This is a genomic window from Vibrio sp. SCSIO 43140, from assembly GCF_023716585.1.
Taxonomy (GTDB): Bacteria; Pseudomonadota; Gammaproteobacteria; order Enterobacterales; family Vibrionaceae; genus Vibrio; species Vibrio maritimus_B.
On sequence record NZ_CP071850.1, the window covers coordinates 897695 to 910338 of the forward strand.

A 12644-nucleotide genomic window follows, 5' to 3' on the forward strand; every position below is an offset into this window, starting at 1 on the left:
AGCTCCTATCGTCGCATCGCCTGATTTTAGTATGCGAGCTTTATAGCTCCTCCCCTTGCGAAGGGGAGGCTGGGAGGGGTAAATGCGCAGGACTCAAGGTGTTCTGTTTGTACATTCACCCAGATACCCCCTCTAGCTCCCCTTATCATAAGGAGAGAACCACAGGCTAGCTCCTTTGTCGCATCGCCGTATTATTGAAACCCACGACTTCTAGCCGATGACACTTTCGCACCCTGAGAAATCACAATAACAGCCAGCGCCACTAAGTTACCCGCAAAGATAACAACCAACCACTGTGGCATAGACAGCGACAAGAACTGCCATACAACCTTAGAACAATCACCATACGCTTCAAACAGCCACGGAGCCCACTCGTTCAGTGGTGCCCAATCTGGGAAGGTCACAAACAGGTCGCATGTTTTAAAAGGAGAAGGATTAAACTGGTAGTCCACATGCTCTAGTGACAAGGTCAGCCCTTTAATCGACGAAGCACCCCAAGCGCCAAGGCCTAGCCAGCGAATCAGCGTATTCTTAGGGTTGATAATGCCAATAAGTGCAGCGCCACCAATGCCAAACATCGCGACACGCTCATAAATACACATCACGCATGGTGCGAGCTGCATTACATGCTGGAAGAAGAGAGCGCTCAGTTCGAAAAAAATAACGGAGAGAAGTAGCAAGCCCCAAGACAGTCGTGTCTTAGAAAATGCTTTGATGTTGGATAGAAGTGTCACTGTCACATCCTTGTTGAAATAAAAAAGCTCTGAATACTCAGAGCTTTTTAACGTGGATTAGTTTCACAATCAACTAAAAATTAGTGCCCAGATGAGATAGCGCTCCCAACTACTTCGCCAGTGTGCTTAACAATCCAGCCAGCGTCGTAGAACCATGCTGTCATAGGCTCAACAAGATAGATGATGCCAAGCAGACCTACGATAGATAGCACGATAGTGTACGGCAGTGCCATGATAACCATTCGACCGTAAGATAGACGGATGAGCGGAGCCAGTGCCGATGTGAGCAAGAACAGGAATGCCGCTTGACCGTTCGGTGTTGCAACTGAAGGTAGGTTAGTACCTGTGTTGATTGCTACGCCCAGAAGGTCGAACTGGTCACGAGTAATAATGCCTTCGATAAGCGCTGTCTTAACTTCGTTAATGTACACAGTGCCGACGAATACGTTATCTGACACCATAGACAGCACGCCGTTAGCAATGTAGAACAATGCCAGCTGTGTGCCTTTGTCTTCGATGTGAAGTACTGCATCGATGATAGGCTTAAACAGACCTTGGTCCACAATTACAGCAACAATCGAGAAGAAAACAGCGAGTAGAGCGGTAAACGGTAGCGCTTCTTCAAATGCCTTACCCATTGAGTGCTCTTCAATAACACCAGTAAATGCCGTTGCTAGAACGATAACAGATAGACCGATTAGACCTACTGCTGCCAAGTGCATCGCTAGTGCAACAATCAGCCATACTGCGATAGCGCCCTGAATCCAAAGTTTCGCTACGTCTTGTTTAGTACGAGATTTACGCTCTTCACGGTCGAACTCAACCAGAATCTGGCGAACGTTCTCAGGCAGTTTAGCACCGTAGCCGAACACCCCTAGCTTCTCTACCATGAAACAGGTAGCTAGACCACAGATAAGAACTGGACCAGTCACAGGCAACATACGAATGATGAACTCACCAAACTCCCAACCTGCTTGACCTGCAATAATTAGGTTTTGCGGCTCACCTACCATTGTCATTACACCACCTAGCGCTGTACCGACACCAGCATGCATCAGAAGTGAACGCAGGAAAGCACGGTAGTCTTCTAGGTCATTACGAGTTAGGTCAGTGATCTCACCATCTTGAGTATGGTCGTGGGATGAACCGTAGTTCTTACCTGAAGCCACCTTGTGGTAAATCGAGTAGAAACCCACGGATACGCTGATAACAACAGCAATAACAGTCAGGGCATCTAAGAAAGCAGATAGGAACGCTGCTGCAAAACAGAATGCCAATGACAGAATGGCTTTGGAGCGAATGCCGAGAAGTATCTTGGTGAAAATGAACAGCAGAAGCTGCTTCATAAAGTAGATACCAGCAACCATGAAGACCAATAGCAATAACACTTCAATGTTATTGATGAGCTCGTGCATCACCATTTCTGGACTGGTCATTCCTATCGCAACGGCTTGAATCGCAAGTAGGCCGCCGGGTTGCAGCGGGTAGCATTTGAGCGCCATTGCTAGAGTGAAGATGAATTCTATGACTAGTAGCCAACCTGCAACGAACGGGTTAACTAGGAAGAAAACGATCGGGTTGATAATCAGGAAAGCGATGATCGCTAGTTTATACCAATCGGGTGCCTTACCAAGAAAGTTCTTGATAAATGCATTTCCAAGGGACATCGGCATGGGAATACTCTTATGTTGTTATTAATCGACAGTAGCAAAGGGTACGAAGAGTATTTGAGTGGGCTTCCAAATAAATCGGCAGAATTAAAAAACTTAGAAAACGAACAAAAATTACACACTTCACAAACGGAGTGGGGAGAATGTTCACTTGCCAAGTCCCTCAGCTGCTAAGCACTCCTTGCTTCGCCCGCAACTCTACTCTTCGGTAAGATTTAGTCAACAAAAATTACCTTTCGACATAGTGAAAAAGGTACTTTTTGCCAAAAACGCGATCTATACGAAATAAGCTAAACATGGACTTAGCCAATGATTGAACTTTTCTTGCCTGACTATGTTCTTCATAAAACACCGCTCGACGATGATATGCCAATCACAACAGCCAAAAAAGTATGTTTTTTAGGGTTATTCTGACGAATTGATCGGAAATATCTTATTGATAGGGGTGGGTGATGCTATTGGTGTTTTATATATAATTCAGTGGCTTGTATGATTAATGGAATGTAAATAAATCTGTAATAATCATGCTTCATACCCATAAATGGTTACAGCGTCGTAAATGTCAAAATGGAGTTATTACTCTATTTTGTTATTGTTACATAGATAAGTAGTGTAGGTTTACCAAAATCTTGAAGTAGTGGTATGATGAGTTCTATACAACTACGAATAAAATGATATTGGAAACACCCCATAATGGTAATTAAGGCGAAGAGCCCAGCAGGGTTCGCTGAAAAGTATATAATTGAGAGCATCTGGAACGGCCGTTTCCCTCCAGGCTCAATTCTCCCGGCTGAGCGTGAGCTGTCAGAACTAATTGGGGTAACTCGAACAACACTTCGTGAGGTGTTGCAACGTTTGGCTCGTGATGGATGGCTGACTATCCAGCACGGTAAACCTACGAAAGTAAACCAATTTATGGAGACCTCAGGTCTGCATATCCTTGATACGTTAATGACGTTGGATGCCGATAACGCGACGTCAATTGTTGAAGATTTGCTTGCGGCGCGCACAAACATCAGCCCAATCTTTATGCGTTATGCATTCAAAGCCAATAAAGAGAATTCAGAGCGTACTATCGAAGGTATCATTGAATCTTGTGAAAGCTTGCTTAATGCTGAGTCTTGGGATGCGTTTATCGAGTCTTCACCTTATGCAGATAAGTTGAAGCAGCACGTAAAAGATGATGGTGAAAAAGACGAAGTCGCTCGCCAATCTGCATTGATTGCTCAAACGTTTAACTTTTACGATTACTCGTTGTTCCAGCGTTTGGCATTCCATTCTGGCAACCAAATCTATGGTCTGATCTTCAACGGTCTTAAGAAGCTTTATGATCGTGTGGGCTCTTACTACTTCTCGAATCCTGAGGCACGTACTCTGGCGCTTAACTTCTACAAAGATTTGCTAGAGCTATGTCAAACGGGAGATCGTGACAGATTACCAAATGTGATTCGTCAGTATGGTATGGAGAGTGGTCAAATCTGGAATCAGATGAAGACCACACTGCCAACAAGCTTCACTGAAGACGATAGCTAATAAAAAAACCGCCGAGAGGCGGTTTTTTTATGCCACAGCAATCTTGGGTAAGGTTGAGTAGACCGATTGAGCAACCGTTGTTACCGTTCTATCGTAGCAGTGGAAAATAAGCTCCGAAAGCTGTGACGTGATGCAATAGAGTCTCTCTTTCAATTCGTCGAGTGACTGATGATTGTCGACTTCTGAGAGAAGCTGTAATAAGCCGTCATGTAAATGCTGTTGTAGGCTGAGATCTTGACTGACATACAGCTCTGATAATTGATGTGTGAGTTGATGACACAGCGAATGGATAGTCGTTTGACTCTCTTGGGCTTCAAGTGTCGCAATGTGCAGCCTTAGAGTGGTTAATGTATCCATATAGGGCACAATCATTTGCCAGCTTTTGCGCTGCGTCACCAGCAAATGAGTCTGCCCGTCCGCTTTAGCCCAAGAAGATATCGTATCTTGAACGAGGATCAGCGCATCTCTTATCAACTGACTGTGGACCAACTGATTGTCTCTGACACTTTGCTGGTTCCAACTTCTCAGTTGTAACGACACTGAAGCTTTTATATAGTCAAAGCCTACTAGCCTGCCCATGGCTTTGCTTTCTATAAGCGCGACCAACTGAGATTGTGCAGATGCCAGTTGGTGCTGGTTATTGTGTCCAAACAGCAAACTGTAGTGGGTGGCTTCTCGATGGAGCCTAAGTAATGCAATTAGCTTTCGTAGGTCTGCTAAGCGTTGGTAGTAGCACTCATCGCTGACAGCACGATAGGATGCAGTGCTAAACATGCGGCGCACTGTTTTTGTGGTTCTAACTCTTGGATAATTCATTCTCGCCTCCCTGCGAAACCCAAGCACTATAAACACTAAGTTGCTTGGGTTAGTTCTTTTGTCCGATTACCTTACTTATTGATTATGAAAGACAAGTGACACTACTAGACTGTCATAATACTTGGTACAGGTTGATAGAGGTCACTCGCAATTTCACTCACCAATCCATCGTAAGTAGTAAAGATAAGCTCTGATAACTCAGAGGTAAGCTGATACAAAAACTCTTTATCTAATGGCGTTTCCGGGTGCGAAATCAGCTCTTCAATCTTAGTGATTGTTGTGCTGTACATAGGTGATGGCACCGAAAGGGGGCCGACCAGACTCAGGTGATTCACTTTTCTGTGCATCTGCTTACAGTAATGAAGGATTCGCTGCTTACCGAGTTCGCTATCGGCTCCATCGATACAGATACGTAGCTGTGTAAGGCAATCCAACGAGTCAATCACACCCTGCCAGACATTACGATATTCTTGCTGAAGCTCTTCGCGATCGACATCCATGAGCCAGGCCATGAAAATTTCGTCGACAAGAAATAGTGTTTGCCGAATGAGTTTTCCATGCACAATCTGGTTCTTACTAACACTGTGCTTTTTCCATGAACGGGTAAGAAGCTTAACGTTGCTATGCAATACTCGGTACAAGGGCTTATTGTCAAAATGAGCGACATTGACCAGTTTAAGGCAGGACTCCTCCATCGCAATTTCGATTTTTTCTAACTGCTTTACCTTCTTTTGGTCAAACATCAGCTGATAGTGAGTGGCTGTGCGATGCTGTCGAATCAAGGTGACGAGCTCACGCAAATGCACCACAAGTTGATACTTACGTTCTACTTTTGCCTCTGTCACTTTTGCGTAGTGATAGATAGCAGCCAAAATACACAATGATAGGACTAGAGATATCAACACAAACATAACGACCTCCTTTACGTCGTTTATCGCTCTCACTCCAATCAGAGCAAGGCGAGTGCCAATGTTGAATATACTTATAAAACAAATAGTTAATACTTTTGGGGTATAAGGAACTGCTTGCTGATGGTGCAAGTGCACTCTATTTGTGAATTTGGTCACAAAAAAAGCCAGCGAAAATGCTGGCTTTAGTCTAGCGATAAAATGGTCAATTACATGACGCGCATACCTGGCTGAGCGCCTTCGTGTGGCTCTAGGATCCATAGGTCACTGCCACCAGGGCCAGCTGCTAGGATCATGCCTTCAGACATACCAAACTTCATCTTACGTGGTTTAAGGTTCGCTACCATAACCGTTAGCTTGCCTTCTAGCTCTTCAGGCTTGTATGCAGACTTAATGCCAGAGAACACTTGGCGAGTTTCGCCACCGATGTCTAGCTGGAACTTAAGTAGCTTGTTTGCTTTTGGCACCTCTTCACAAGAGATGATACGTGCAATACGCATATCCACCTTAGCAAAGTCGTCAAACTCGATCTCATCAGCGATAGGATCTTTATCAAGCTCTGTTTGGCTTGCTTTGTTCTTCTCAGCTTCTGCTTTTTCCTTCGCTGCCACTTCTGCTGCCGCATCTTCCTTAGAAGCTTCGATCATTGCTTCCACCTTCTTAGGATCGATACGGTTAAACAGTGCTTTGAACTTAGTGATTTCATGGCCGGTTAGCGGCGCGGCAATGCCTTCCCAAGTTAGCGTTTCGTTTAGGAACGCTTCGGTGCGTGCAGCCAATGCTGGCATTACCGGTTTCAGGTAAGTCATCAGAACGCGGAATAGGTTGATACCGACTGAACAGATGTCTTGAAGCTCTTGGTCTTTGCCTTCTTCTTTAGCAACAACCCAAGGTGCTTTCTCGTCAACGTATTGGTTCGCTTTGTCAGCTAGCGCCGTGATCTCACGGATTGCACGACCAAACTCACGAGACTCGTAAAGCTCTGCAATGCGGTCCGCAGCAGCAACAAACTCGTTGTATAGCTCAGGCTCTGCAAAGTTGTCAGAAAGCTTGCCTTCAAAACGCTTAGTGATGAAACCAGCGTTACGAGAAGCTAGGTTAACAATCTTGTTGACGACGTCAGCGTTGACACGCTGCGTGAAGTCTTCAAGGTTAAGGTCTAGATCGTCGATACGACTGTTCAGCTTAGCAGCGTAGTAGTAACGCAGACACTCAGGGTCTAGGTGATCAAGGTAGGTGGCTGCCTTGATGAAGGTGCCCTTAGACTTAGACATCTTCGCGCCGTTTACCGTTACGTAGCCGTGTACGAATACGTTGTTTGGCTTGCGGAAACCTGCACCTTCTAGCATGGCTGGCCAGAACAGGCTGTGGAAGTAAACGATGTCTTTACCGATGAAATGGTAAAGTTCCGTTGAGCTGTCTTTCTTCCAGTACTCGTCGAAATCGAGATCGTCGCGTTTGTTACATAGGTTCTTGAATGACGCCATGTAACCAACTGGAGCATCTAGCCAAACGTAGAAGAATTTGCCTTTTTCACCAGGGATTTCGAAACCGAAATAAGGTGCATCGCGAGAGATATCCCACTGCTGCAGACCTGACTCGAACCATTCTTGCATCTTGTTCGCAGTTTCAGATTGCAGCGAGCCAGAGCGAGTCCACTCTTGAAGCATGCTTTCAAACTGAGGCAAGTCGAAGAAGAAGTGCTCAGAATCTTTCATTACCGGTGTAGCGCCAGATACCGCAGACTGAGGGTTGATTAGTTCCGTCGGGCTGTACGTTGCACCACAGTTATCACAGTTGTCACCGTACTGGTCTTCAGACTTACAGTTCGGGCAAGTACCTTTTACAAAACGGTCCGGTAGGAACATTTCTTTCTCAGGATCAAACAGCTGAGAAATGGTACGGCTAGAGATAAAACCGTTCTTTTTCAGCTCAAGATAGATGTGAGACGCAAGCTCACGGTTCTCTTCTGAGTGTGTGCTGTGATAGTTATCAAAGCTGATATCAAAGCCAGCGAAGTCTTTTTGGTGCTCTTCGCTAACCGCTGCGATCATTTCTTCAGGCGTGATCCCCATCTGCTGCGCTTTCAGCATGATTGGTGTGCCGTGAGCATCATCAGCACAAATGAAGTTTACTACGTTGCCACGTAGACGTTGGTAGCGCACCCAAATATCCGCTTGGATATGCTCAAGCATATGACCTAAGTGGATAGAGCCGTTAGCGTACGGTAGTGCACAAGTGACCAACATTTTTCTTGGATCGGTTGCCATACTTTGTTTCGCTTTCTTTATTCAGAGTAAAAATATTGGCTAATACTACATGATGCGTGGCATGACTCCAAGGTATCCAGTGTCAATCTCCCCAACTTTTTTAGGGTTCTGGTTCAGCTAAGTGAGTGCTAATCTTAGAAAGATTAGCGAAAGACTAACAATAATAAGGAAAGCAAGATGCGCACGTTTGAATCGAAACAAGATTTTTGCCAATGGCTGGGGGAGTTCACGCACTCAAACCTTAAGTTGGGGTGGAGCGAAGTTCCTGATGTGGTTAAGGTTGCCGCCTCTGGAGAGTTTCAAATTGCCTTACCATATGCCAACCTCTCAGCACGAGAAGCTCTAGCAAACTGGATTGACGCGAAACAAAGTAGTGGCGAGGTCGCTAAATTTTCTTACTCTGTGTCTATCAATACTAAGTCATTGGAAACTACGGTTGCGACAGAGATAAAAGGCGTCAAAAACGTCATTGCGGTTACGTCAGCCAAAGGCGGCGTTGGTAAGTCAACTACAGCGGTGAATTTAGCACTGGCCATCAGTAAGTTGGGTGCCAAAGTGGGCATCTTGGATGCGGATGTCTATGGTCCTTCAATTCCTATCATGCTCGGCCAGATTGATGCTCACCCAGACGTTCGTGATGGTAAGTGGATGCAGCCTGTACCCGCGCATGGCATTTACACTCAATCTATTGGCTATCTAATGAGTACCGATGACGCGGCTATATGGCGCGGCCCAATGGCGTCCAAGGCCCTAGCTCAGCTTCTGAATGAAACAGAATGGCCAGATTTGGATTACTTAGTCATCGATATGCCACCGGGTACAGGGGATATTCAGCTAACCTTATCTCAGCAAATTCCTGTGACCGGGGCGCTGATTGTCACCACACCCCAAGACCTTGCCCTTGCTGATGCGATTAAAGGTGCAGCTATGTTCGAGAAAGTCTCGGTACCAGTGGTGGGTATTGTAGAAAACATGAGCTATCACATTTGCAGCCAATGCGGCTCGAAAGAGCATATCTTTGGCGCTGGTGGAGCTGAGTGGATGGCGTCTAAGTTCGGATTAAACCTTCTCGGCCAAGTGCCTCTGCATATCGACATTCGAGAGTCGATTGATAATGGCGCGCCGACCGTAGTTTCAAACCCAGAAAGTGAACACGCAATTATCTATCAAGAACTCGCAGAGCGAGTGTGTTCGGATCTATTTTGGAGCGGTAAACCCAAACCAGACTCGATCATGTTCAAGATGGTCGAATAGCCATGATATGACATGTGTTGGTTATATTTAAAAACGCGGCGCTAGCGGGTAATCGATTGCATTTCTCCATTCTTTGAGCGAAGGCAAAATTGGAGGTCAAATAAGTGAGATATCGACTAGTATCTAATGAATGATGTCCATATAATTACGCGGTTTTGTCCTCACCACCATATATGTACTAGGTGCAAAGAATGTCTGATAATAATCAATGTGTCATCGTCGGTATCGCTGGCGCTTCTGCTTCTGGAAAAAGCCTCATCGCGAGCACTATCTATAACGAACTACGTGAAAAGGTAGGCGACCACCAAATCGGTGTCATCACGGAAGATTGTTACTACAATGACCAAAGTCATTTGAGCATGGAAGAGCGTGTAAAAACTAACTACGACCACCCAAATGCACTTGATCATGATCTGCTTTGCGAACACCTAGAGCAGTTGATTCAAGGTGAAGCGGTAGAAGTGCCAGAGTATAGCTACACTGAGCACACTCGTACGGAAAACACTGCGACTATGACACCAAAGAAGGTGATCATCCTAGAAGGCATCTTGCTGCTGACCGACCCGCGCTTGCGTAAATTGATGCACGCGACAGTATTTATGGATACACCGCTTGATATTTGTCTACTTCGCCGTGTGAAGCGCGATGTAGAAGAGCGCGGTCGTACGATGGAATCTGTTTTGCAGCAGTACCAGTCTACTGTGCGTCCAATGTTCATGCAGTTCATTGAACCGTCAAAGCAACACGCAGACATTATTGTTCCTCGCGGCGGTAAAAACCGTATCGCGATCGATGTGCTAAAAGCGCACATCGCTAAGCTACTTCGTGCGTAATTCTGACATTATCTAGTCGAAAACATACACGAAACGCGGTAAGAATGTTCTATACTCAATGGGTGCTCGAACCGCATTTAAATTGCTTTATTTTTTAATAGATTAGTGGCACTTTATGTGCCACTTTTTGTTTTCAGGGAAGTTGCTAATGAAAAAACTCCTCCTCATTCTTGCCATACCTTTATTGGTAATAGTGTTAGGTGTCGCTGCGCTGGTGATGTTTGTCAATCCTAACCAGTTCAAACCTATGCTCGCAGAGCAAGTCAAAAATCAAACCGGACTTGATCTTGAGATCAGCGGCGATATTAGCTGGCAATTCTTCCCATCGGTGGGGCTAGAGCTTGGGCAAACAAGCTTGAAGAACCCGCAAGGCTTCCAAAACCCAAATTTGTTCAGCGTTAGCCAAGTTGGTGTGAGCGTCGCGGTTATGCCGCTGCTTGATAAAACGCTTGAGATTGGCTCTATTACTCTAGATGGTGCACAGGTTCATTTAGAAACACTTAAAGATGGTCGCTCTAACCAAGATTCACTCACTGCAGCACCGCAAACGGAAGCGGCAGCAGAGCCGACAACCACATCCGATGCGCCAGCTGATTCGACGGCTTCAACCACAGACGGATGGCAGATATCTCTATCGGGCGTGACAGTTTCAAATGCGCTGCTTGAGATATCTAACGCACAAACAGGCACATTCACTAAGCTCTATGATGTGGGCTTAAATGTTTCTGAGTTCGCAATTGATCAGTGGACCACTGCGAATTTTGAAATGAAAGGTCAAAACAATGATCAGCAGTTTACTGCCAAAGGTACGGCTGATTTTAAACTGGCTCAAGGCTTTGCAGAGTATGCATTGAAGAACATTGAGTTTGATGCGACCTACCAAGATGCGGCGAATCAAATTCAGCAAGCACAGCTTAAGTTGGCAACCTTTGAGTTTGATAAGCCAAACGCCATTGATTTCTCAATGAAAGGCAATGCAGCCGAGCTAACCTTTGATGCTAAAGGCGGCACAACGTTCACAGTTGATAAAGCGATAAGCATGGTTACGTTGAGCGGCTTGTCTTTGGACTCGACGCTTGAAGGCGCAGCGCTGCCGCAGTCTCCGATGAAAGTCACTATGGCGTCGGATCTAAGCTTTGATATGAACAAGAGCTTTCTTGATTTTGTTCTAAATAAACTCACGGTGAACAAGATTGAGCTAGACGGTAAAGCGACCGTTCAGTTAGCCGATATCCCTAAAGTACGTTTCTCTCTTCACAGCCCGAATATCGATCTGGATGAGTTTTTAGGTTTGAATCAGCCTGCAGATAAAACCGCTTCAACGGGTGGTGAGCAAACGGGTGGCGCATCAGGCTCGTCGGCGAGCGAGGTGGAACCAGACTTAAGCGCGCTCAAAGGTCTGGATGTGAAAGGTAAGATCACCATCGACAAATTCAAAGCAGCGAACGCCCACATGCAAAAAGTAACCGCTGACTTTTCTGTCAATCGCGGTGTGGCTGAACTGACATCATTTAGCTCAGAGCTCTACAGCGGCACTATTACCGCAAGTGGTAAGCTAGATGCGCGTCAGTCTCCAGCGACTTACAGCGCGGTTAAGCGTATTAAAGGCGTCAAGGTTCAACCTTTGCTCAAAGATGTCGCTGACAACGATAAGCTAGAAGGCACGGGCAACATTGATGTCAACGTTAAAGGTAAGGGGCTTGCTCCAACTGCAATGAAGAAAAATCTATCCGGTACGGTGAAGATTAACTTTGCTGATGGTGCGGTAAATGACATTAACGTTGCGCAGATGATTCGTGAGAATTATGCGCGCTTTAAAGGTCAGTCTTTAGACGGTCAACAGGGTCCACAAAAAACGGACTTCAGTGCAATGAAAGCGACGCTTAATCTAGCAAACGGCGTCGTATCGACCAAAGACATGACGGCAGAATCACCACTGCTTCGCATTCAAGGTGAGGGCTCAGCAAACTACGTTAACGAAACAGCAGACTTCTTAGTACGTACTTCAGTTGTTGGCACGCTAGAAGGGCAGGGTGGTCAATCTATTGACGAGCTTCGTGACGTGACGATCCCAATCAAGATAACGGGTCCATGGGCTCAGCCTCAGTTCGCGCTGGTGTTTGACGATGTATTAAAAGAGAAAGCGAAGAAAGAAGTTGAACGCGCCACAGAGCGACTAGGCATTAAAGATGAGAAAACCAAAAAGGCGGTAGACGGCCTGCTAAAAGGTTTGTTTAACTGATGTAAGTAACCCTGTCGCAATTAGAACGATAAAGCCAGCCCATAGAGGCTGGCTTTTTAATATTCCAAGTGTTTCCACTCATTACCAATCCAAATTGCCAGGCAAACTACCAATGCAAATCGAGATCTTGCTCTTCTTCTTTGATAGCGCCCCAAGATTCAATGAGTACAGATGCAGCTGCCATATCTATATTCTTTGAAACGACAGCACCACACGGCTTGCGAAGGGTTAACGAGTAGCTAGAGTCACCGCTTGTTTCGCGAATGGATTCCCAGCAAGCCTTGGACTCTTGTAAGCTTTGAATTGGGCCCCATCCTAGGACGAACTCATGCTCATTCGTACGCATCCACAGTGCTAGAGTACAACTTTCCATAAAACTCTCCG

The 12644-nt window shown here is 45.7% G+C and carries 10 protein-coding genes; 4 read left to right on the top strand and 6 right to left on the bottom strand.

Annotated elements, in window-relative coordinates:
• Nucleotides 1-191: 191 nt before the first annotated feature.
• Together dsbB and nhaB are read right to left on the bottom strand one after the other, a co-directional pair.
• Nucleotides 192-734, bottom strand: coding sequence for a disulfide bond formation protein DsbB (gene dsbB, locus J4N45_RS04365; RefSeq protein WP_252013757.1), 543 nt, complete (start codon nucleotides 732-734; stop codon nucleotides 192-194).
• A gap of 80 nt (nucleotides 735-814) precedes the next feature.
• On the bottom strand, nucleotides 815-2407 hold the full coding sequence (gene nhaB, locus J4N45_RS04370; RefSeq protein ID WP_042474056.1) for a Na(+)/H(+) antiporter NhaB: 1593 nt from the start codon (nucleotides 2405-2407) through the stop codon (nucleotides 815-817).
• Between the two features lie 690 nt (nucleotides 2408-3097).
• On the opposite strand from nhaB, the gene fadR reads away from it, so the two are divergent.
• A complete protein-coding gene (fadR, locus tag J4N45_RS04375; protein ID WP_234494256.1) occupies nucleotides 3098-3937 on the top strand; it encodes a fatty acid metabolism transcriptional regulator FadR in 840 nt (279 codons plus the stop codon).
• A 27-nt stretch (nucleotides 3938-3964) separates the two neighbouring features.
• Here fadR and J4N45_RS04380 read toward each other — a convergent pair whose 3' ends face one another.
• The 3 genes from J4N45_RS04380 to metG form a co-directional block, all read right to left on the bottom strand.
• Nucleotides 3965-4753 carry a hypothetical protein gene (locus J4N45_RS04380; RefSeq protein ID WP_252013758.1) on the bottom strand — a complete coding sequence of 263 codons (789 nt, stop codon included), beginning with the start codon at nucleotides 4751-4753 and terminating at the stop codon, nucleotides 3965-3967.
• 104 nt (nucleotides 4754-4857) lie between these two features.
• Nucleotides 4858-5664 (bottom strand): hypothetical protein, encoded by an 807-nt coding sequence (locus J4N45_RS04385; RefSeq protein ID WP_042474060.1) that lies wholly within the window; start codon nucleotides 5662-5664, stop codon nucleotides 4858-4860.
• 206 nt (nucleotides 5665-5870) lie between these two features.
• The gene (gene metG, locus J4N45_RS04390) at nucleotides 5871-7931 is read right to left on the bottom strand and encodes a methionine--tRNA ligase (protein WP_252013759.1); all 2061 of its coding nucleotides are present in this window, start codon (nucleotides 7929-7931) and stop codon (nucleotides 5871-5873) included.
• 177 nt (nucleotides 7932-8108) lie between these two features.
• Here metG and apbC point away from each other — a divergent pair, with 177 nt between their 5' ends.
• The 3 genes from apbC (at nucleotide 8109) to J4N45_RS04405 (ending at nucleotide 12260) form a co-directional block, all read left to right on the top strand.
• Nucleotides 8109-9185: an iron-sulfur cluster carrier protein ApbC gene (gene apbC / locus J4N45_RS04395; protein ID WP_252013760.1), complete on the top strand. Its 1077-nt coding sequence runs from the start codon at nucleotides 8109-8111 to the stop codon at nucleotides 9183-9185.
• A gap of 191 nt (nucleotides 9186-9376) precedes the next feature.
• The gene (gene udk, locus J4N45_RS04400; RefSeq protein ID WP_042474065.1) at nucleotides 9377-10018 is read left to right on the top strand and encodes a uridine kinase; all 642 of its coding nucleotides are present in this window, start codon (nucleotides 9377-9379) and stop codon (nucleotides 10016-10018) included.
• A gap of 148 nt (nucleotides 10019-10166) precedes the next feature.
• On the top strand, nucleotides 10167-12260 hold the full coding sequence (locus J4N45_RS04405; RefSeq protein ID WP_252013761.1) for an AsmA family protein: 2094 nt from the start codon (nucleotides 10167-10169) through the stop codon (nucleotides 12258-12260).
• Between the two features lie 106 nt (nucleotides 12261-12366).
• Here the strand turns inward: J4N45_RS04405 and J4N45_RS04410 are convergent, their stop codons facing one another.
• Complete coding sequence (locus tag J4N45_RS04410) at nucleotides 12367-12633, bottom strand: hypothetical protein (RefSeq protein WP_252013762.1); 267 nt, start codon at nucleotides 12631-12633, stop codon at nucleotides 12367-12369.
• Nucleotides 12634-12644: the final 11 nt, after the last annotated feature.

Excerpts from the sequence above, each read along its gene's own strand:
- nhaB (WP_042474056.1), bottom strand. The coding sequence starts at position 2,407 with ATGCCGATGTCCCTTGGAAATGCATTTATCAAGAACTTTCTTGGTAAG.
- fadR (WP_234494256.1), top strand. The coding sequence starts at position 3,098 with ATGGTAATTAAGGCGAAGAGCCCAGCAGGGTTCGCTGAAAAGTATATA.
- J4N45_RS04380 (WP_252013758.1), bottom strand. The coding sequence starts at position 4,753 with ATGAATTATCCAAGAGTTAGAACCACAAAAACAGTGCGCCGCATGTTT.
- J4N45_RS04385 (WP_042474060.1), bottom strand. The coding sequence starts at position 5,664 with ATGTTTGTGTTGATATCTCTAGTCCTATCATTGTGTATTTTGGCTGCT.
- metG (WP_252013759.1), bottom strand. The coding sequence starts at position 7,931 with ATGGCAACCGATCCAAGAAAAATGTTGGTCACTTGTGCACTACCGTAC.
- apbC (WP_252013760.1), top strand. The coding sequence starts at position 8,109 with ATGCGCACGTTTGAATCGAAACAAGATTTTTGCCAATGGCTGGGGGAG.
- udk (WP_042474065.1), top strand. The coding sequence starts at position 9,377 with ATGTCTGATAATAATCAATGTGTCATCGTCGGTATCGCTGGCGCTTCT.
- J4N45_RS04405 (WP_252013761.1), top strand. The coding sequence starts at position 10,167 with ATGAAAAAACTCCTCCTCATTCTTGCCATACCTTTATTGGTAATAGTG.
- J4N45_RS04410 (WP_252013762.1), bottom strand. The coding sequence starts at position 12,633 with ATGGAAAGTTGTACTCTAGCACTGTGGATGCGTACGAATGAGCATGAG.